General features: G+C 34.3%; 13 protein-coding genes and 3 tRNA genes. 8 read left to right on the top strand and 8 right to left on the bottom strand.

Features of this window, described 5'->3' with window-relative positions; all coding sequences use genetic code 11:
• Nucleotides 1-51 precede the first annotated feature (51 nt).
• From QE431_RS15300 to QE431_RS15290, 3 genes are all read right to left on the bottom strand, one after another.
• Nucleotides 52-330, bottom strand: coding sequence for a putative quinol monooxygenase (locus tag QE431_RS15300; protein WP_307297418.1), 279 nt, complete (start codon nt 328-330; stop codon nt 52-54).
• Nucleotide 331: 1 nt separating this feature from the next.
• Entirely contained in the window at nt 332-937 is a 606-nt protein-coding gene (locus tag QE431_RS15295; protein ID WP_307297415.1) for an NAD(P)H-dependent oxidoreductase, read from the bottom strand.
• Nucleotides 938-1,247: 310 nt separating this feature from the next.
• Nucleotides 1,248-2,234: an aldo/keto reductase gene (locus QE431_RS15290; RefSeq protein ID WP_307297412.1), complete on the bottom strand. Its 987-nt coding sequence runs from the start codon at nt 2,232-2,234 to the stop codon at nt 1,248-1,250.
• Nucleotides 2,235-2,354: 120 nt separating this feature from the next.
• Between QE431_RS15290 and QE431_RS15285 the strand changes: the two genes are divergently transcribed.
• Nucleotides 2,355-3,200 (top strand): AraC family transcriptional regulator, encoded by an 846-nt coding sequence (locus tag QE431_RS15285; protein WP_113679452.1) that lies wholly within the window; start codon nt 2,355-2,357, stop codon nt 3,198-3,200.
• Between the two features lie 83 nt (nt 3,201-3,283).
• On the opposite strand, the gene QE431_RS15280 is transcribed toward QE431_RS15285, so the two are convergent.
• Together QE431_RS15280 and QE431_RS15275 are read right to left on the bottom strand one after the other, a co-directional pair.
• Nucleotides 3,284-4,045, bottom strand: a complete 762-nt coding sequence (locus QE431_RS15280; protein WP_134140075.1) for a C40 family peptidase — start codon at nt 4,043-4,045, stop codon at nt 3,284-3,286.
• A gap of 70 nt (nt 4,046-4,115) precedes the next feature.
• Nucleotides 4,116-5,294, bottom strand: a complete 1,179-nt coding sequence (locus QE431_RS15275; protein WP_307297407.1) for an acetyl-CoA C-acyltransferase — start codon at nt 5,292-5,294, stop codon at nt 4,116-4,118.
• A 237-nt stretch (nt 5,295-5,531) separates the two neighbouring features.
• Between QE431_RS15275 and QE431_RS15270 the strand changes: the two genes are divergently transcribed.
• The 3 genes from QE431_RS15270 to QE431_RS15260 all read left to right on the top strand — a co-directional run bounded on the left by QE431_RS15270 (nt 5,532) and on the right by QE431_RS15260 (nt 5,888).
• Nucleotides 5,532-5,615, top strand: a tRNA-Ser gene (locus QE431_RS15270).
• 92 nt (nt 5,616-5,707) lie between these two features.
• Nucleotides 5,708-5,782 (top strand) — tRNA-Pro (locus QE431_RS15265).
• A 32-nt stretch (nt 5,783-5,814) separates the two neighbouring features.
• Nucleotides 5,815-5,888, top strand: a tRNA-Arg gene (locus QE431_RS15260).
• A 336-nt stretch (nt 5,889-6,224) separates the two neighbouring features.
• Here the strand turns inward: QE431_RS15260 and QE431_RS15255 are convergent.
• From QE431_RS15255 to QE431_RS15245, 3 genes are all read right to left on the bottom strand, one after another.
• The gene (locus tag QE431_RS15255) at nt 6,225-7,019 is read right to left on the bottom strand and encodes a 4'-phosphopantetheinyl transferase superfamily protein (protein ID WP_281866192.1); all 795 of its coding nucleotides are present in this window, start codon (nt 7,017-7,019) and stop codon (nt 6,225-6,227) included.
• Nucleotides 7,006-11,016 (bottom strand): non-ribosomal peptide synthetase, encoded by a 4,011-nt coding sequence (locus tag QE431_RS15250; RefSeq protein WP_307297404.1) that lies wholly within the window; start codon nt 11,014-11,016, stop codon nt 7,006-7,008. Before QE431_RS15250 ends, QE431_RS15255 begins: the two co-directional genes overlap by 14 nt.
• Nucleotides 11,017-11,098: 82 nt before the next feature.
• A complete protein-coding gene (locus QE431_RS15245) occupies nt 11,099-16,420 on the bottom strand; it encodes a polyketide synthase (RefSeq protein ID WP_307297401.1) in 5,322 nt (1,773 codons plus the stop codon).
• A 912-nt stretch (nt 16,421-17,332) separates the two neighbouring features.
• Between QE431_RS15245 and QE431_RS15240 the strand changes: the two genes are divergently transcribed.
• Genes QE431_RS15240 through QE431_RS15225 form a run of 4 tightly spaced genes read left to right on the top strand, consistent with a single transcriptional unit; the run spans nt 17,333 to nt 20,776 of the window.
• Nucleotides 17,333-17,857 carry a T9SS type A sorting domain-containing protein gene (locus QE431_RS15240; protein WP_057116549.1) on the top strand — a complete coding sequence of 175 codons (525 nt, stop codon included), beginning with the start codon at nt 17,333-17,335 and terminating at the stop codon, nt 17,855-17,857.
• A gap of 15 nt (nt 17,858-17,872) precedes the next feature.
• The gene (locus tag QE431_RS15235) at nt 17,873-18,145 is read left to right on the top strand and encodes a hypothetical protein (RefSeq protein WP_307297399.1); all 273 of its coding nucleotides are present in this window, start codon (nt 17,873-17,875) and stop codon (nt 18,143-18,145) included.
• Nucleotides 18,090-18,602, top strand: coding sequence for a hypothetical protein (locus tag QE431_RS15230; RefSeq protein WP_307297397.1), 513 nt, complete (start codon nt 18,090-18,092; stop codon nt 18,600-18,602). The genes QE431_RS15235 and QE431_RS15230 overlap by 56 nt, the downstream gene beginning before the upstream one ends.
• Entirely contained in the window at nt 18,599-20,776 is a 2,178-nt protein-coding gene (locus QE431_RS15225; protein WP_307297396.1) for a hypothetical protein, read from the top strand. Before QE431_RS15230 ends, QE431_RS15225 begins: the two co-directional genes overlap by 4 nt.
• The last annotated feature ends 480 nt before the right edge of the window (nt 20,777-21,256 follow it).

Genomic DNA, 21,256 nt, shown 5'->3' with positions numbered 1-21,256 from the left:
ATATGTGTAAAGTTTAGATTAATTAATTCGTGAATTAGTGGCGGAAAACCTTTATAAAATTTGAGCTGTTTTGTAAACTTGAATTGGGCTTGCGACTAAGCTTTCGGTTTTTGAAATAAAATCAATTAAATAGGATTGTGCGTTATGTGAATCTAGACCAATTTGATCTCTCCATTCTTCCCAAAGAATAAATACGTTGTCGGAAGTATGTAAATCGTAACGAATACATGCTGTTTCTTTTCTAGTTTCGGTTACTAAATGTGTCAGCATATTTTGAACTTCAATTAAGTTCTCTGGTTTACTTTTTAAAATTGCGGTAATCGAAATCATATTATAAGTTTTTAAAAGTTTCTTCCAAATGTTTCGTATAATCTTCTTTAAAGATAACGATATTTTCTGGTGTTGCGCCTTTTTCTACATCATGAAAATGGAATCCGTTTACGCGTTCCATTCCTGTAAATTTATTCATTTTATGAAAACCAAACATTACGCCGTCGTCAACAGAAGTTTCTTCGAAGAATTCTCCGGGCAATGTAAACGCTGTTTTTGGAGCATTCCAACTGGTTGTCAGCATATATTTACGACCGTGTAAAAGTCCGCCTGTTCCGTAGTTGATGTCTGGATTTACGCGGCTTCTTCCGTCACTTTTATAGATTCCGTTGTTGTGTCCCTGTGTAAAAACATCATCGATATATTTTTTAAAAAGATTTGGCAGTTGAAACCACCAAACGGGTGTGTGATAGATAATTAAATCTGCCCAAACGAATTTTTCTACTTCTTCCTGAAGATCGATATTGTCTTCGATATGAGTTGTTTTTATTTCGTAATTATTGTTTTTTGAAAGAAATTCAATTGTCCAGTCTTGAACTGTTTTATTGAATTGTCCGCCTGAATGTGCGAATTTTTGTCCGCCGTTGATTATAAATATTTTTTTCATTTTAAAATTATTGTTTCTTATGAAAATGGATGCGTGAGGGATAGCAGTGGAAATCCTTTTGTGTCTCGTTTTTTAACGAGACACAAAAGATTGTAACGGATAGCCCGACCCGGAGGGACACGCCCAAATTCTAATTATTTAAATTTTGAGATTGTTTTTAACACATAGAAACATAGATTTTCTTTCTTGAAAAGGAATGAAAAGAAACTAGTTTCTAACATATAGTCCCGAAGCCTCGGGATATGTTAATGAAAGTGAAACGCCTTTAACCACAACAAAAAAACTATGTTTCTATGTGTTTAAAAGAATATTATTTAAGTTTCGAAATTGCCTGATTAATGAAATCTAATTCTGAAACTGATAAATTGAAATCCATTGTTTTTGCATTTGAAATGGCTTGTTCGGCATTTCTAGCTCCTGCCAAAACAATTGAGATTCCTTTTTGTAAGCTTGTCCAGCGTAAAACCAATTGCGAAAGTGAAATGTGTTTTGCGTTTGCCAGCGAACTTAGTTCTTCTACCAAAGTTTTTACTTTTTGAAGGTCGAATTGACCGAAGTAACCATTTCTATGATCGTTTTCTTTTAATTTACTGTCTGTGAAATATTTTCCAGTTAACAAACCTCTTTCCATTGGACTGTAAGCAATAATTCCGATGTTTTCTGCAACTGTGAAAGGAATTAGTTCTTCTTCAATTTTACGGTTTAGCATGCTGTACGCTACTTGGTTTGAAGACACTTGAATTGTTTTTTGTGCTTCCTGAATTTGAGAAACATTATAATTACTTACTCCAAATGCTCTAATTTTTCCTTGTTGTATTAAGGTTTCTACAGCTTCCATTGTTTCAGAAATTGGTGTTGTAGCATCTGGCCAGTGAATTTGTAAAAGGTCAATGTAATCAGTTTGAAGGCGTTTTAAACTTTCTTCGATTTCTTTAATCACATTTTCCTTTGATGAATATTTGTATACAGGAACTTTTTTTCCGTTGTCATCAGCATCAAAAAAGAAATCTCCTTTTCCGTTATTACTTCCGTCCCAAACCAAACCGAATTTTGTAAGCAGTTGAACTTTAGAACGATCGTGACCTTTAATAGCTTCACCAATCATTTCTTCACTTAAACCGAATCCGTAAAAAGGAGCAGTGTCGATTGTAGTTACGCCATGATCTATAGAAGCGTGGATCGAATCGATTGAATCTTTCTTTTCGTTTCCGCCCCACATGGTTCCGCCAATAGCAAAAGCGCCGTATGTAATAGTTGATAATTCAAGTTCTGAGTTTCCTAATTTTCTATATTCCATGATATTGTATTTTTAAATCTTAAATTTCACTTGGCAAAATTATACTGTTTTTAGGACTATTAATTTGTATATATTTGTCTTTTTTATGTAAATTTGCAACTTCAAATAATTATCAGTGTCATGAAAAAAGAAAATTTATACGAACCTTTTACGGTTTCTTTTGAGACTTTAGATGAATATCCAGATGTTGGTGATCGTCATAATTTCTTTGAATTGGTCTATATTTTAAGCGGAACAGGAAGGCAGTGTATTAACAAAAATATTTTTGAATATGATGCTGGACATATGTTTTTATTAACGCCTGAAGATTGTCATAATTTTACAATTGAAACGGAAACAAAGTTTTTCTTTTTGAGGTTTAATGATATTTATTTGAAGAATTCTAGTCTGCAGAATGAAAATATTCAGCGTTTAGAATACATTCTGCAAAATGCTAATCATCAGCCAGGCTGTATTTTAAAAAATGATGCCGATAAATGTCTGGTTAAAGTGATGATCGAAGCAATTTGTCGAGAACATAACGATAAAGATGTTTACAATCAGGAATTGATTCAGCAATTGGTAAATACTTTGATTATTATTGTAGCAAGAAATATTGCTAAATACCTTCCTGAACAAGTGAATATTGGTACTGAAGGAAAAGCAATGGATATTCTGCAATATATTCAGAACAATATTTATTATCCTGAGAAGATTAAAGCAGAATCTATCAGTGATTATTTCGGAATTTCGAATACGTATTTAGGCCGTTATTTTAAGAAACATGCAAGTGAAACGATGCAGCAATATATCAGTAATTACAAAACAAAACTGATTGAACATCGTTTACAGTTCAGCGATAAACGTATTAATGAAATTGCTTATGAATTTGGTTTTACGGATGAAAGCCATTTTAATAAGTTCTTTAGAAAACAAAAAGGGTATAGTCCTTCTGAATTTAGAAAGACGATTAGATTAAGTGCTTAAACACTAATTGCACTAATTTAGACGAATTATTTATTACCGTTGGATGATGGTAAACTTTGTTTAAATCGTTGTTAATTTTGTGTTTAAATAATTTTCTTGATTACTCTTAATTTGTGAGTGTGTTTATTCAATTCAGGATTATAAATTCCGGTGTGGTCTAAACGGTCAATACGAACTTTTCCACTGGCGTGAATGATGTAATTGTTGTCCATTATAATCCCAACGTGAGTAATATTTCCTTCATCGTTATCAAAAAAGGCCAAATCCCCGGCTTCACTTTCTTCAATAAAGCTTAAAGGTTCGCCATCAAGCGCCTGCTGTGACGCGTCACGATGAATTTTATAACCATTTAGTTTATAAACCATTTGGGTAAAACCAGAACAATCGATTCCGAAAGGTGTTTTACCTCCCCATAAATATGGAGCATTCAAATACATAAAAGCTGTATTTATAAGTGCACTTTTAGGTTTGATGCCACTTGTTTTTGTTCCCTCAAAATCAAAATTAGAAACATTGATTTCGCTGTTATTTAGAAATGATAATGAAGCTCCTAGTGGAATTGGAAGTAATAAATTGTCGGGAGCGGTTATGTAATCAATTAAATCGGCATTTAAGATAATCGCCTCTTTACTTAATTGATTGAAATTTGCTTCAGAAATTACCTGATATTGTTTCGAATCTACCCAGCCTTCGTAGTCATCAAACTGAATTCTTATTTTAGCCCATTGATTATGGCGTTCTAAAATTTCGATATGCTCGCCAAACAAAAGTTGTGTAACGATTTCACTTCTGTCACTTGGTTCAGATCGAACGGGTACTATAGCTAAATTGCAAATTCCGAACATTTAAGGAAATTTATAAGTTAAAAATTAGGAGTTATAACTTGTGATAACTCCTAATTTTAGATAATATTATTTAAGCTCTTTCGATAACAATTGCAGATGCACCACCGCCTCCGTTGCAAATTGCAGCAGCTCCGGTTTTAGCATTGTTTTGTTCTAAAACATTTAGTAAAGTTACAATAATACGCGCTCCTGAACAACCCAGCGGATGTCCTAATGAAACAGCACCTCCATTAACGTTTACTCTATCGTTATCTAAATTTAAGATTTTCGCATTGGCTAAACCAACTACAGAAAATGCTTCGTTAAATTCGAAATAATCAACATCTGAAATTGAAATTCCAGCTTTGTCTAACGCTTTTGGCAATGCTTTTGCTGGACTTGTAGTAAACCATTTTGGTTCTTGTGCAGCATCTGCATATCCTTTGATGTAGGCTAAAGGTTTTAAGCCTAATGCATTGGCTTTTTCTTCAGACATTAAAACTAACGCTGCAGCTCCGTCATTAATTGTCGATGCATTAGCAGCAGTTACAGTTCCGTCTTTTGTAAAAACAGGACTCAAAGATGGAATCTTGTCTAATTTTACATTAGTATATTCTTCGTCTTTTGAAAATATAATTGGTTCTCCGCGTCTTTGTGGAACTTCCACAGGAACGACTTCATTGTCAAATTTTCCAGAATCCCAGGCTTTTGCGCTTCTTTCATAAGATTGAATAGCAAAATTATCCTGCTCCTCACGGCTGATGTTATATTCAGTAGCACATAAATCAGCGCAAACTCCCATTGCGTTGTTATCGTAAGCATCTGTTAAACCATCTTTCTGCATTCCGTCAAGCATTGTAGCTGGACCAAATTTGTTTCCTGCACGCATTTGTACGTAGTGTGGAATTAAGCTCATGCTTTCCATTCCGCCTGCAACAACAATTTCAGCATCTCCACACGCGATTGCCTGCGCAGCAAACATAACCGCTTTCATTCCAGAAGCGCAAACTTTGTTTACAGTTGTAGCGGCAACTTCTTCAGACAAACCAGCAAAAAGAGCTGCTTGGCGAGCTGGAGCTTGTCCAACGCCGGCCTGAATTACGTTACCCATAAAAACTTCATCAACTAATTTTGGGTCTAGGTTAATTTTTTGAAGTGCTCCCTTAATTGCGGCAGCACCTAATTTTGGTGCGGGTACGGTAGATAACCCTCCCATGAAACTTCCGATAGGTGTTCTAACGGCAGAAACGATAACAACTCTTTTGTTCATTTTCTGTAATATTAGTTAATAAAGCAAATTTACTCTTTATTTGAATAAATTCAAATTTTGTGTAGAATAGGGTGATTTTAAATTGAAGATGAAATTTTTGTTAATTCTATTTGTTTGATTGTGAAGTGTTTTAAAAAAAAGATTAAAAAAACTTAAAGAAAAGCGTAAAAATAGTTGTGAGAAATGGAATGTTGTCTTACATTTGCAACCGCAAAACAGAACACGTTTCTTGAGCTTGGAGAGGTGCCAGAGCGGTAATGGAGCAGATTGCTAATCTGTCGACGGGTAACCGTCGCCAGGGTTCGAGTCCCTGTCTCTCCGCTTAAATTTTGCCTTCGGGGTGTAGCGTAGCCCGGTTATCGTGTCCCGATTGAGATCGGGAAGACCACAGATACGAATCTATGACTAAAGCTCGGGGTGTAGCGTAGCCCGGTTATCGCGCCTGCTTTGGGAGCAGGAGGCCGCAGGTTCGAATCCTGCCACCCCGACAGAAACTTTGCCATAAAGTTTTAAAACAAATGGACGCATAGCTCAGCTGGATAGAGCACCTGCCTTCTAAGCAGGCGGTCGAAGGTTCGAATCCTTCTGCGTTCACATCAAAAGCCACTCAAATCGAGTGGCTTTTTTGTTTTGTATAAAATTGGTTTTTGATAGCATAGCTCAGCTGGATAGAGCATCCCGATTTTTTAATCGGGACGGTCGAAGGTTCGAATCCTTCTGCGTTCACATCAAAAGCCACTCAAATCGAGTGGCTTTTTTGTTTGCATAAAAATGGTTTTTGATCAAGTAGTTCAGCTGGATAGAGCATCCCGATTTTTAATCGGGACGGTCGAAGGTTCAAATCCTTCTACGTTCACATCAAAAGCACTCAAATCGAGTGTCTTTTTTGTTTTGTATAAAATTGGTTTTTGATAATTTCTTTCTGAAAAATTAATTATTCTTGATTTGAGCCATTTCTAGAAGCGCTTCCATTTTATTTGGCATAATGTAGAATACCAAATTTCTACTTATTGCCGATAGGTTTTCAAATGCAACAGCGCCCAAATAAGAATCTGCAAGATTAAAACTATTTACCTGCCAGTTTTTACTGTTTTTTATGAGGCTAAAATCAATTTTATGCTGTCCATCTAAACTCGGAATTTGTTTAAAATCTTCATCGATGCCTTTTCCTAATGCTTTTACAAAAGCTTCTTTGCGTGTCCATGAAGTATAAAAAGCATGTTTTTTATCAGCTGCATTTTGAATCTGCAAAACTTGATTGTCGTCAAACACATCTGGAAGAAGACTTGTAAAATTGAAATCTTTAGACATATATTCAATATCTAATCCAACATTTTTGCGCGAAACTGCTATAGCTGCAAAGTCTTCAGAATGTGAGAGATTAAAAAACAACCAAGGATGTGAAGCCAAATATGGTTTTTTGTTAAATTGATAATCCAGATAAATATTCTTTACATTCAATTTGGTATGAGCTGCTAAAACGAACTTTAAAATTGATCTGTATATAATGAATCTGCTTCGGTCTATTTCTTTAAAAAAACGTTGTGCTTTCTTAAGCTCTTTAGAAGTTAGAAACTGAGATAAATCAGATTTTAGTTCGATAAAATCAGGCAGATAAATAGTGTAAATGATTATTTCATCAGTATCTAATGGTGCGAGTTTACAAGGAATCAGTTTTATGTCCTTTATCGTTGAATATTCAATGACAGGTTTAAATGTTCTCATGTTTCTCATCTAAAATGTCCTGAAGTAATCGCGCTAATACTTTGTCATTTGGTGGTGCTACAATATCTAAATGATTACCAGAGATATTATGAATTGTAACGCCTCCTAATGCTGCTTTTTTCCATCCCAAATGTGTTGGGTCTAATTTGTAATTAGCGTCATCTTTTGATCGAAATAAATCAACTTCAATGTTTTGTGGTTTTAAGTGGTAACGGTCTACGATCTTTTTAACCATGCCATCGGCTTCTATAAATTGCTGAAGAGCTAATTCTTCCTGCTCAGTCATTTCTTTTTTCTTGCCAAAATGTCTTTGTAGAATGTATTCTTTTTTTCCATTGATACGCATTTTAAAAGCTTCCCAGCTCAATAACATTTCTTTTAAAAAATCCAGCCTTCTGTGTGTAATATCGAAGTATCTCACAAGTTGTTTTCGCCTGTAATTTCCATAATAATAAGAAGAATCAACATAAGAGTCGAGCAGTGCGGTCAAGCTTACTTTTTTTCCCTGTGCTTTCAATTGGCGTGTCATTTCAAAAGCAACAATACCTCCAAAAGAAAACCCTGCTAATGCATATGGTCCTTTCGGGTTTACTTTTATGATTGCATCTATATAATGAGCAGCCATCGCTTCAATTGATTCGTACCATCCATCAAAGCCTTTAGGTTTAGTTCCTTGGATACCATAAATAGGCTGGTCTGGATCAAAATGTTTGCTTAAATTAATGAAATTTAAAACATTAAGTCCTGCTCCATGAACGATAAAAAGAGGCGCTTTGTTTCCCTGCGGTTTTATTGGAACCAGACAATCCGAATAAATTTCTGTGCCGGTGTTCAAAAGTTTTGCAAATTTTTCTACTGTCGAATATTTGAACAATGCTGATAAAGGAATTCGTTTACCGGTATGCTTTTCAATTTCAATCATAACCTTAACGCCTTTGATTGAATGCCCGCCCATTTCGAAGAAATCACTAAAAATATCAATGTTTTCTATATTTAAGCTTTCTTTCCAAATGGTGGCAACTATATTTTCCTCTTCGGTTCGAGGAGCAGTATAAGTTACTTTTTTGTTTACTTTATATTGCGATAATGCTTTGCGATCGATTTTTCCATTAAGCGTTGTTGGTATTTTCTCGATTAAATTAAAATCATGCGGAATTAATTGCACGGGTAATCGTGAGGCTAAAGCTTCGCGCCATTGCGGTATTTGATTTTCTGCATTTTCTAAGCTGCTATCAGGTACTATATGTGCTATAAGAAAATTTTCATCGGCTAGTACGACCGCAGCTTTTATGCCGTCAAGTAATAACAAGGCTTGTTCGACTTCGCCGGGTTCAATACGGTGACCTCTAATTTTAACCTGCTGATCCAGGCGTCCTAAACATTCAATTTCATTGTTGGGAAGTATTTTTCCTAGATCACCTGTGCGATAAATAACATCTTCTTTATTAGAAGAAAATCTGTTTTCAATAAATTTTTCAGATGTTAGCTCTGGTCTGTTCCAGTAACCTTTTGCAACGCCATCACCTCCAATAACAATTTCTCCGATATTTCCAGGTGCAGCAAGCTGACCATGTTCATCGATTAAATAAATTTGTGTGTTTCCAATTGGTTTTCCAATAGTTATTAATTTATCGTCAGCTTTTATTTGTTTTATAGAAGACCATATTGTGGTTTCTGTTGGGCCATAAACATTCCAAAGAGTATCACATTTAGACAAGAGTTCTCTGGCTAGATCTGCAGGCATTGCCTCACCGCCGCAAAGGGCTTTAAGTGGTAATTTTTCAGACCAGCCAGAATCTAAAAGCATTGCCCAGGTTGTTGGTGTTGCTTGTAAAAAATTAATATTTTCACGTTCTACTAATTCTAGTAAAAGTCTTCCATCTCTGGCTGTTTCATGATCGGCTATTATTAATGTCGCACCTTTAATAAGCGGGAGGTATAATTCTAAACCTGCAATATCAAAAGATATAGTGGTTATAGATAGTAATCTGTCATTTTCAGTAATGCCAGGTTCTAAAGCCATACTACAAAGAAAATTCACCAAATTTTTATGGGTAATAGGAACACCTTTTGGGTTACCAGTTGACCCAGAGGTATAAAGTACATACGCTATATTTTCTGGACTAACGGTTTCAGGAAGCGGTAATGTTGAATATTCATCTAATGAATCCATTGCATCTTCTATAAAAAGCGTTTGCGGCCATGATGGCAAAGAGGCGAACAATGTTTTACTGGTTAATAAAACTTTCGCACCCGAATCATTGAGCATGAATTCTAAACGTTCTTTAGGATATTCTGGGTCTAATGGTAAATAGGCGGCGCCGCATTCCATAATGGCTAATAATGTATAAACCAGTTCTGGACTTCTTGAAAAAGAAACCGCAATAAAATCGCCCGATTCAACTCCTTGTGCTTTTAAATAATGCGCCAGCTGATTTACTTTTTTATGTAATTCCAGATAGGTCGTTTTAGAATCGTGAAATTCTAAAGCTATATTATCGGGAGTAATTTCTGCTTGTTTTCGAAGTAATTCAATTAAGGAAACTTTTGGATAAGGCATTTCGGTATTATTCAGCTCACTATAATCTGCTAAATAATTACCTCCTATAAAATTGGATAATGGATTATCTGCATTGTCTATGATTTTATGCAGAATTTCTTCAAATGATGCCATCATCTGAATTATAGTTTCTTCTTTGAATAATGTTGTATTATAAGACCATTGAAATGAAGGTCCATCTTTGGCTTTAAAAATATGCAGCTGAATTTCAAAAGTTCCAAATTGACGTGGATTTACTTTAAGTTCGTGCGAAAGACCTGCAAATGAAAATTCCTCTTCTATAGTTCGATTCATGTCAACTGTAAGTATAACTGGAACTAGCGGAATTCTTGAAGGATCTCTGGCAATGGCAAAACTTTTTAATAAATGACCAAAACTAACCTGCTGATGTTCATAAGCATCAAACAATTGAGAATTTCTTTCTTTTAAATAATCTGAAAAACTAATTTCTGAGCTGATTTTACTTCTGAGCGGCAGCAGATTCACACAATCGCCAATCAATTGGCGCATGTCGTATAATGTATTTCCCGAAGAAGGAAATCCTACGACTAAATCATGCTGGCCAGTAATTTTACATAAGAATACTTCAAATGCTGAAAGCAGTGTGGTAACCAAACTGCAGCCGGCACTTATTCCTATATTTTTTAATTTATTTATAATAGTTTCATCTAGAGGAAAATCAATACGGCTGCTGTTATAGGTTCGCAAAGGAGGTCTTTCGAAATCTAATGGCAGTTCAATTGTAGGAACCGATTCTTTATAAATATTAATCCAAAAATTTTCTAAAGACTTATATTCACTGCTTTCCATAAACGAATTTATTCTTTCGGCAAATTCGCTAAAAAGTTCAGGTTCTGGTAGTTTTGGTTCTTTGTTTTCGATATATGCAGAATAAATTGTACCCAGTTCTTCTAGTATTATGTCAATACTTAATCCGTCGCCAACAATATGATGAATGGTTAAGGTTACGAGATATTCAAAATCATCTATTTTAAGTAAATTAATCCTAAATAGAGGACCGTTGACAAGATCAAAAAGAGCATTAACTTCTTCTTTTATTAAATTATCTGTAGAAAGTTCTTTTTCAATCGCTGACAGGTTAGAAAAATCATTATGAGAGATTTCAAAGTTGACATGGCTGTAGATACACATAAAGCGGCCATCTGGACTAAATGTTGCTCTCAAACCTTCATGACGCTGTACTAAAGTTTGAACAGTCTTCTCAAATTTATCTATTACTAAATTGCCTTTCAGTTTAATAGATACAGACAAGTTGTAAGCTTTATTGGCATCACCTCCGCCAAAAATACAATCTGTCCATATTTCTTGCTGCGAATTTGTGGTGTAAATTACGCGTTCAATTTCAGGTGAAAATGGATTAAATTGAATTTCAGTTTCAGTTTCCATTTCTGTTTGTATTTGAGGTTGATTTTTCATTACTACTCTGTTTTAAAGGTAATTGTGCAGTTTTAAATAGATAATTTAAGATGCTAATTACTAGTTATTTCTTATCTGTTTCTTATAACTTGATCTTCACAAAATTTCCATTTTGAGTAGGATCTTGTATAAACCATGCCGGATTTCCGTTTTCATCCCGTCCCAGTTTACTGCCTTGAACAGGAGGTTCATTTGCCATTATTGTATACTTTTTTTCAGCAGTATTATTTTCATTTGAATGGTGATTATTGAGTTTTGAAATTTCAAAAGACTTTTCTTTTTTATGAACCCCATTCGTTCCATTTGTTTCGTTTCCATTTTTAGTATTCAATTTAACCGTGTCAAAATGTTCTGCTTTTAGATGGGTAAATGAAGAATTTCCGTTTGTTGAGGAGCTTTGATAATTTTGTAATTGATCTACTTTCTGACTCAAAAGATGAATTTGCTGTACAATTTGTTCTAACGAAATTTGATTTTGATTGGAAGATAATTGTATGTCATTTGAAGAAATATTAGGTTTAATAGTTTGGTCAGAGCCTATTTCAATTTGCTTATTATTACTATTGATTGAATGCTCTTCGGGTAAATTAAGTTCTATATAATCGGCTAATAATGATGGCGTTGAATAACTTTCGTTAAGCTGTCTAAATGTGATTGGTAAATCAAACTCTTTTTTCAATTTTCCGGATAACTGAGTAAGTGATAAAGAATCTAATCCCAATTCTAAAAAACTGTACGACGCTGAATCTGAATCGTATGTTATGCCTGATGCATTTTTAATAATCTCTGAAATTTTAAAGAGAATAGATTCTTTTTTAGAATCATTTGACGAATTGTTTATGTTATCAGATTCTATTGAAATTGCAGGTATTTCTTCTTGGATTATTGATTTTTTGACTATTGTTTCAATTGTACCTAAAGGTTCAATCCAGCAAGGTTTGCGATCAAAAACATAACTAGGTAATTCTATTTTTTGTCTTTGCTGTTCCTTGTAAAAAGCTTTCCAGTCTGGGTTTATACCTCTTAGCCATAAATCGCCTAGCGTATTTAATATTGTAGCGTATTCATTTTCCTCTTCGTCTTTTGGAAAAGTCAAACTAGGAAAAGCAGCGATGATTTTTCCCGCAGCCTGTTGACGTGCGAGAGTTGTTAAGGTTTGCCCAGGACCAATTTCTAGTAAAATAAAATCGTCTAACTCGAATGCTGTATTCATAGCATCGGCAAATCGAACTGTGTTTTTTAATTGATTAACCCAATACATTGAATTTGTCGCTTCTGTATCTGTAAGCCAAGTTCCTGTTGCTGTTGAAATAATTGGCAGGCGAGGAATGTTTAATTTTATTTTTTCTATTTCATTCTTGAAGTTGTCTAAAATCGGTTCCATCATGAAAGAATGAAATGCATGACTTGTATTAAGCAACTTGTTCGGAATTTCTTGAACATCAAGCTCCTGATTAAAAGCAGCAATGTCTTCTTTTTTACCCGAAACAACACAAAACTGATTTGCATTTATGGCAGCAACAGAAAGTGTATCAGGAATCAGTTCGTTTAATTTATCAATAGATACTCGAACAATAAGCATAGAGCCGCCGGGAAGTTCGCTTATTAATCTTCCTCTTACGGCAACTATGTGTAATGCATCTTTCAAACTTAGTATTCCTGCTAAATGTGCAGCTGCAAATTCGCCAATACTATGACCGCAGAGAAAAGTCGGTTTTATTCCCCAGCTCAGCCATAACTGCGATAATGCATATTCTGTGACAAATAAAGAAGGCTGTGTTAAACGAGTATCTTTTAGAAGTTCTTCTGCTTCGTTCGATTTGATCTGCGGATAAATTATATCACGTATATCTAGCTGCAACTCGTCCATTAAAAGCTCGGCGCATTTGTCTACAGCGTCACGATATACTTTTTCATTGTCATAAAGTGTTTTACCCATTTTTACATATTGGGAACCTTGACCTGGAAAAAGAAACCCAATTTCGTTAGGGACACTTTTTAATAAAGAGGTTTTAGAACTTTTTGTTTTTAGGCAAAGTAATTTTTCGGCAGCACTTTTTGTAGAATCTGCTATTAAAAAACTTCTGTGGTTAAAGTCATCTCTCGTTATATTCAAAGAATAAGAAATGTCTGCTAAAGGAATTTCTTTTGATTTGTCAATAAAATGTCCCAGCGCATTTTCATAACCCAATAAACTGTTTTGGCTTTTTGCAGACCACATTAATATTTCAAGTGGTCTTCCAGCTGAAGATATTAAAGGTTTCGCTTCATATTCTTCAACAATGGCATGAACATTTGTACTGCCAATTCCAAAAGAACTTACGCCGGCTCTTCTTATACTGTCTGCTTTCCAATCAATTAATTTATTATTGATGTAAAAAGGACTATTGTCAAAATCGATATTCGGATTTGGTTTAGTAAAATTAACCATAGGCGGTATTTGCTTATAGCGCATTGCCAATAATACCTTGATTAATCCTGCAACTCCGGCCGCAGCTGTAGTGTGGCCCATGTTGCTTTTTATAGAACCTAATGCGCAATAATTATTTTTTTCTTGTCTGCCGTAAGCAATTTTAAGTCCTTCAATTTCTATCGGATCACCAATTGGAGTCGCAGTACCATGTGCTTCCATATAACTAATTGTTGAAGGTGATATTTGAGCATCATTAAAAGCATTAATTATTGCTCCCGCCTGACCTTTAGGACTTGGTGCCATAAAACTGCCTTTGTCTCCTCCGTCATTATTTACACCAACTCCTTTAATTACGCCATATATAATATCTCCATCTTTTTCTGCTTCTTCCAATTTTTTAAGTACAACTACTCCGGCGCCGTCACTAAAAACCGTGCCTTTTCCAGAAGCATCAAAAGATCGGGTAGAACCGTCGGGGCTTTTAATAAATCCATCATCGTAAAGATGACCGCTATTAATAGGTGCAGTAACGCTCGATCCTCCTGCAAGAGCTATATCACACATGCCAGTTCTTATGGCTTTTACGGCTTCCGCAACTGCTAATAGTGAAGTAGAACATGCGGAATGTACACTAACAGATGGTCCTTTTAAATTTAAATGATAAGAAGTACGCGGTGCAATAAAATCTTTTCCGTTTACGGTATAGATCTGTAATTCGCCAATTGAGCTTTTTAGTTCTTTGTTGTTAAATATATTGTTTTCGTAATAAGAATTGATTTCACTGCCAGAATATACGCCAATGCTTCCTTTATAATGTTTAGGAAGATGACCAGATTGTTCCAGCGCTTCAAATGATATTTCTAAAAATATTCGGATTTGTGGATCCATTGCTGCGGCAAGTTGCGGATTTAATCCGAAGAAATTAGCATCAAATGTTTTAGCTGAAGGCAGAATTCCTCTAGCGCCTATATAAAGCGGATCTTTACGAAGGCTTTCGGGTAAACTGCTGTCTAATTCCTCTTTTGTAAATAATGAAATTGTTTCTTTTCCATCTCTTAGATTTTCCCACAATTCGTCTATGGTGTCAGAACCAGGAAATCTTCCAGCCATCCCAATTATTGCAATGTCTGGAGAAGTTGTTTTATTAGTTTCCTTAAATTTAAATAAGTCTTCGTTGGCAGTATCGCTGTTATTTTCTTCTAAAATAGCTGCAAGTTCTCGAATTGTTGGATGAATATAAATTTTAGAAACAGGTACATCTTTCGATAATTGCTGTTTCATTAATGTAGTTACTTTTTGTGCTAATACAGAGCTGCCACCCATATCGAAAAAGTCATCATCGATTCCAATACTTGATATTTTCAATTCTTCGCTCCAGATTTTTGCAATATCTTTTTCTAATTGTGTGTTTGGTTTCTTAAAAAGAGGAGCAGAGTCTGGTCTATTATATTCAGGAACGGGTAAATTCTTTTTGTCAATTTTTCCATTAGGAGTTATCGGGAAATCATCAACCCAAATGTATTTAGAGGGTATTAATATTTCTGGTAAAACTTTTGAAAGTGCTTCGTGTATTTGTTTTTCATCTTGTATTTGTTCACTAGATTTTAAATAAGCCACAATTTTGTCTTCATTCCCAAAGTGATTGCTGACAATTACTGCGGATTGTTTTATACCAGATAAAGTATTTAAAGTAGCTTCTATTTCACCTAGCTCAATGCGGTGGCCTCTAATTTTTACTTGATGATCGATACGTCCTAAACATTGAAACTCTCCATTTGGTAAAATTTTACCTAAATCTCCCGTACGATATAAAATCGAATCTGGGTCATTAGAAAACGGATTTGGAATGAATTTTTCGGCTGTAAGTTCTGGACGTTTCCAGTAACCTTCTGCGACTCCGTCTCCGCCAATAACTATTTCTCCAATTGCTCCTGTTGTAACAATTTGACGCTGTTCATCTAATAAATAAATTTGTGTGTTTGCAATTGGCAGTCCAATTGTTATTAATTCATCATCTGCCTTAATTTGTTTTACGGCAGACCAAATAGTAGTTTCTGTTGGTCCGTACATATTCCAAAGAGAATTGCATCTCGAAGTTAGCTGGCGGGCAAGGTTCAAAGGCAGAGCTTCGCCGCCGCAAAGTGCTTTTAAAGCAAGCGGAGTTTCCCAGCCAGAATCAAGCAGCAACTGCCAAGTAGTTGGTGTAGCTTGAAGTATTGTAATTTGTTTCTTTTGCAAAAGATTCAATAATAACTGTCCGTCACGAGTAGTGTCATGATCTGCAAAAACGACAGCGGCACCTTTTATTAAAGGAAGAAATAATTCTAATCCAGCAATATCAAATGAAATAGTGGTAATAGACAATAGTTTATCTTCTGCACTTATGCCTGGTTCAATCGCCATGCTGAAAAGAAAGTTCACTAAGTTTTTGTGGGTTACAGTTACACCTTTAGGTTTTCCGGTAGATCCAGAAGTATACATCATATAAGCAACTGCTTTTGGATCGACTGAAATAGAAAGCGGTTCTACAGCAAATTGTTCTAATGAAGCCAATACATCTTCGATCACTATATTTTTGGATGAATTTGGCAGCGAGCCTGAAAGTGCTTTTGTGGTTAGCAGAAAACTAGCTTCAGAATCTTCGAGCATAAATTCCAAACGTTCAGCGGGAAATTTTGGATCTAAAGGCAAATAGGCAGCTCCACATTGTAAAATTGCCAAAAGAGAAGCAATTAAGTTTGGGCTTCGATCCATAGACACAGCAACAATTTGTCCAGAAGATAAACCTTTAGCAGCAAAATAATGAGCTATTTGGTTTACTGTTTTTGCTAATGCGCTGTAGGTAATCTTTTCGTTTTCGAATTCAAGTGCTATTGAATTGGGAGATATTTCAGCTTGTTGTGCAAAAAGCTCGTGCAGCGGACGGTTTGGATATTCCATTTTTGTCCCTTTTATTCCTTTTTTTAAACTATTGTTGTTAGGTCTTTTCATTTTAAATTATATTAAAATTAAAGTTTGAGCAAAATAATATGATAATATTAGCGTTGGGACTAAAAGAACAGAATTTAATTTATTGGCTTACAGTTTATTAGTAGGAAAAGATTACATTTTTTTTTATTTGCATTTCTGCTTGGTTAGTAAATAGATGTAAGAATTTTGATTGGTTTTAGCCTAAATATTGTCTTTATATTAAAATAGTATTTACAGCTTATTATTCAATAAGTTGATCAAAAAAAGGAAAAATATTTCATTAATACTTGCATTTTCTATATAAAGCTATTATTATCGATGAAAAGCATTTTTTAAATTAAAGAAGACATAATTTATCAAAAATTGATGATAGCCTTTCATCGTTATTTTTCATTTTTTAACATCCTTTTTGTGTCAAATTCTTAAATTTTAAAAAGGAATATGATTTAGGTTAATTTTTTTCCTTTTGAAAAAAATATTTTGGAGTTAATCCATTTATTAAAAGAAATAATTAATTTTATATTTTTGATTAAGTGATTTAAAATCAAATAGATATATGTTAATTAAATGAATTATGTTTATTTGCATGCCTAATAAATGTGAATTATAAATTATATAGACAGCTGTATTGAAGATTAGATAAAACTGATGTTCTTATATAATTTATAAAATATTGCAGCGTTATTTCATAGATAACATTCGTTTCTATTGCGAGCCAAAAACATTTCATCTTAATTGTTTCGTGTAGTTAAATTTATTTTCCCAAATTGCTTTGTTAACCATCAAATTAATTTTTTTTAACTTTTTCAATGTAAGTAAAAAGTCATTAAAATACTACATTTGGTGCGTTTAATCGGAATTAAATTTAATTATATCGATTAATTTTTGAAATTAAATATTTTTGCAGTATAAACAAAATATAGGATATAAACTGTGAAGTATTTAAGAGCGAAATATACTAACCTACACATAATTGCACTGTTTTTCATTCCTTTTTTAGGAATTAGTCAAAGTACGCCGGCCAACGATATTATGGAAACCATAATTACATCTGGAAGTAATGCGACTGGAAGTTCTGGAACCGTTACCTACTCAATTGGACAAGTATTTTACACTTATATAGGAGAAGAATCTGTATATAATGTTGCTCAAGGAATACAGCATCAAGAAAAAGATGCCAATTTAGGCACTCCAGAAGTTGACAAACCTACAACAGAAATATTCGTTTTCCCAAATCCAACAATAGATTTTGTTACCGTAAGCATGACCGGATTAGAGCTGGAAAGCGGTCAAAGGTCCTACAAGCTTTATGATATTCAAGGCAGACTTTTAAAACAAAACACAATTAATCAAACTGAAGCACAAGTCAGCTTTAGTTATCTAAGTCCATCTATTTATATACTTGTGGTGTATAATGACAACAAAATTTTGAAATCTTTTAAAATAATAAAAAACTAAAAAAATAAAAAGAGAATGAAACTGGCATATACCCTTTTATTATTATTTGTGACTGTTACGCTTAAGGTATTTGCACAATCACCTGAGAAAATGAGCTACCAGGCAATTGTTCGAGCCCAAGATAATAGTTTGGTTGTTAATTCGAGAGTCAGCCTTCGAATTATTGTGCATCAAGGCACTGCAACAGGAACTAATGTTTATCTGGAAACACATTCTGTTACTACAAATGCAAATGGTCTGGTTTCTCTTGAAATTGGTACAGGAACAATTGGTACAGGAGATTGTTAGTAAAATCGCTTGGGATAAAGGACCTTATTTTATAGAAACTCAAGTAGACGTTAAGGGAGGATCTAATTACAATATTACAGGAGTTACCCAGCTTTTGAGCGTACCTTATGCTTTGTATGCAAAAACAGCAGGAGGAACATCAAGTACTCCATTTAGATCAGCAATCGTTTCATTTACTTCATCCAGAAACATTGCGGCTGGAGATGTAAATAATACAATAGAATGTACAGCTTCATCTACATTAACGTTGACTTCTGACTTTGGAAGCATGGCAATTGGTGAAACTATTAATCTAGAAGCACATAATGGTGCGGTGTTAACAATACAAGCGGCTTCTGGTGTAACAATTAATTATAATGCAGCTGGAAGCGGAAAGTTTACTAGTACTGCTGGAAATGTAAGGTTTGGATTTCTTAGAAAAACAGGCACAAATTCCTATATTATATCGGGACAATGAAACATCTAATTTACTTTTTACTCTTTTCAACTGCAGTTTTTTCACAAAACTATCATTATGCAATTGATGAGGCGCCGGTTAAAACTCCAGAAACTCCAGTTGTTAATAATCAGCAGGAAGAAAATGACTATTTTAATGCTTATTTATTACCAGTTACCCAAAAAGCGACTCTTCAGCAGGCTTTAGACAAATATGGTTCAGTAAGATTAGAAAAGGGAGATTATTCTGGCGTGGACATTGTCATGAAAAGTAATCAAAAATTATACGGACATCCGTCTTTAAATTTGTTTTCTAATATTACAATAGCCGCAGGAAGTACAGGCGTTGTTATAGAATACCTGCTTCCAGCCGATAAGACAATCACGCTTCAGGCAGGAGGAGTAATTTCTAATTGCACTTTAAAATCAATTAAATGGGCAACTTTAAAAGCTACAAATGCAACGTTTGAAAATAACTCATTTATAAATTTTGGAGGTCCTATATTAGTAGACTGTAGTCAGTCGGGTTATTTTAGAAACAATAAATTTATAAAGCATCAATCTGGCGGAGTAGCTACAGTTCTTACTATGAAAGGAAATTCAACAACTCCTAGTTATGGTAATGTACATTTGCATACTAACTTTTTGACGCCTCACGCGAATACAACAGAAATGGATAATTTAAAGTCTGCTACATTTGTTGGTATTGATGCTGAGGGATGGAACCTTGAAGGAAAGGGAACTTTTGCAATGTTTAAGGCCAGCAATATGGGGAATGTTAAAATTACCGACTTAGGTGGTGGTAATAATTATTCTGCAGTTCGTACAGGAGCTTTTGATATTGATGCTGCCAACGTTTCGATATTGAATAAAAAACTTACCACAGAATTTGATGTAATTTCAGCAAGAACCAATATGACTATGATAGGTGCTGTAGGAGGATACAAAAGAGGAAGCGGAACTGTAACAGGATATGATCTCTGGGGAAATGTCGATACGAGTAATTCTATAAAATATAATGGTGTTGAACAAACAGCAGCAATTGGCAATTCGACGGTAATTTCAAATTTAAGCAGTTCTATTTTAGGAACAAAATACACAGCGTGGGCTCGACCAAACTGGGAAACTTTACCAGATCCGCTGGGTGCAAATTGGAGAAACGACAGAAATGGTAAACCCGATAGTACAACCTATATTCAGAACTTAATTAATAATGCAGGAATCGCGGAACTTCCAGAAGGTGTTTTTTATATTAGTTCAACTTTAAAAATTCCTCTTGACAAACTTCACGGAATTACAGGAAAAGGTACTGGTAAAACAGTTATTGTTGGTTTAAAAGACGATTTTCCTTTAATATCACTTACAGGCGGTCAGGATGCTAATTTTGTATTAGCACATTTAACGCTTCAAGGTGGAAGTACAGGCGTTTATTCGTCACAAAACTACGGAACACAACATATGGCTTATGTGTGGCTGAAATATGTAGTGTTTAGAGATCAAACTAATGGAATTCATCTGGATAAAATGATGGGATTTGATAATAATTTCCTAGACAATATTTCTTTTGTAAACTGTGGAAAAGGTTTCTTTCAAGATCCTCTTGCAGGTGGTGTTTCTGACAATTCTAGCTTTGTTGACAAAACAATGTTTTACAGAAGCCAGTTTATTAATTGTACCACAGCCGTTTCTATGCTAGCGACAAGGGCAGATAATTTAAATGCCTGGGTAAATTGTAAATTTAGCGGCGGACAAAATGCACTTGCTTTAGCCTCAAACAATTATCCGCTGGTTGCCAATAGTGATTTTACGGGCTACACAGGAAATTACACTATCAGCAGTGGAGAGATTTCTTTGTACAGTGTTAATTTTTCTGGTAATTCAAATACAAAATCAACTATTAAAGCTATTACAACCTTTATAGAAGGCTGTAATTTCTCTGATGCTGCTCCAATATTTTCATCTGTTTTATACAACCCGGTTTACGCAAGTATATTAAACTCGACAATTACAAGTAATGTAACTTCTCTTGCGGTTGATGGAGATTGGAATAGTAAATACTCCGCTATATTTATGAATAACGATTTTAAGTCAAACTCAGCGCTTAGTAAATTGTTAGTCAATGTAAAAGAAGGAGTGTCAACTGTAATTATCAATACAACTTCTAATCCTTATCCGCAGTTTCTGGTAACTCAATAAGCATAATATTTTATAACTCCATCCGTTAACTATTAAAAAAGCTTTTAAAGCCGACATTAATAGTTAACGGATTTTTTTTGTTTGAACTCTTCATCAGAATCTTCTGATTTCTCTTTTTCAATGTAGCTATGCAGCAATTACGTTCCTGAAGTGCGTAGAATTACGTGATTATTATCTTATAAAATAAGGATTTTTGAATATTAGGAAGCACTTTTTGGAGCCTTAAAATGTAACATGTTGTATTTTATCGGATTTTAAAATACGTTGAACAGATTTATTATTAAATAGTCGAAACATTATATATTTTTGATCAAAATTTAAAATGAATGATAAAGAAAAACCGTCATTTAGCTTTAAACCTTATTAATAATTGAATAGTTGTCGTAAAAATGTGTTTTTTTTACAAATAAGACAAAAATAACGAATGACTTACTGTCAAGATTTAGTAATAGTTCTAACAGTAACTTCAAATAAGATTAT

The organism is Flavobacterium sp. SORGH_AS_0622 (assembly GCF_030818825.1).
Taxonomy (GTDB): Bacteria; Bacteroidota; Bacteroidia; order Flavobacteriales; family Flavobacteriaceae; genus Flavobacterium.
This window is presented reverse-complemented; position numbering and strand designations above follow the sequence as displayed.

Excerpts from the sequence above, each read along its gene's own strand:
- QE431_RS15245 (WP_307297401.1), bottom strand. The coding sequence starts at position 16,420 with ATGAAAAGACCTAACAACAATAGTTTAAAAAAAGGAATAAAAGGGACA.
- QE431_RS15255 (WP_281866192.1), bottom strand. The coding sequence starts at position 7,019 with ATGAGAACATTTAAACCTGTCATTGAATATTCAACGATAAAGGACATA.
- QE431_RS15275 (WP_307297407.1), bottom strand. The coding sequence starts at position 5,294 with ATGAACAAAAGAGTTGTTATCGTTTCTGCCGTTAGAACACCTATCGGA.
- QE431_RS15280 (WP_134140075.1), bottom strand. The coding sequence starts at position 4,045 with ATGTTCGGAATTTGCAATTTAGCTATAGTACCCGTTCGATCTGAACCA.
- QE431_RS15230 (WP_307297397.1), top strand. The coding sequence starts at position 18,090 with ATGGTCTGGTTTCTCTTGAAATTGGTACAGGAACAATTGGTACAGGAG.
- QE431_RS15225 (WP_307297396.1), top strand. The coding sequence starts at position 18,599 with ATGAAACATCTAATTTACTTTTTACTCTTTTCAACTGCAGTTTTTTCA.
- QE431_RS15290 (WP_307297412.1), bottom strand. The coding sequence starts at position 2,234 with ATGGAATATAGAAAATTAGGAAACTCAGAACTTGAATTATCAACTATT.
- QE431_RS15295 (WP_307297415.1), bottom strand. The coding sequence starts at position 937 with ATGAAAAAAATATTTATAATCAACGGCGGACAAAAATTCGCACATTCA.
- QE431_RS15300 (WP_307297418.1), bottom strand. The coding sequence starts at position 330 with ATGATTTCGATTACCGCAATTTTAAAAAGTAAACCAGAGAACTTAATT.
- QE431_RS15250 (WP_307297404.1), bottom strand. The coding sequence starts at position 11,016 with ATGAAAAATCAACCTCAAATACAAACAGAAATGGAAACTGAAACTGAA.
- QE431_RS15235 (WP_307297399.1), top strand. The coding sequence starts at position 17,873 with ATGAAACTGGCATATACCCTTTTATTATTATTTGTGACTGTTACGCTT.
- QE431_RS15285 (WP_113679452.1), top strand. The coding sequence starts at position 2,355 with ATGAAAAAAGAAAATTTATACGAACCTTTTACGGTTTCTTTTGAGACT.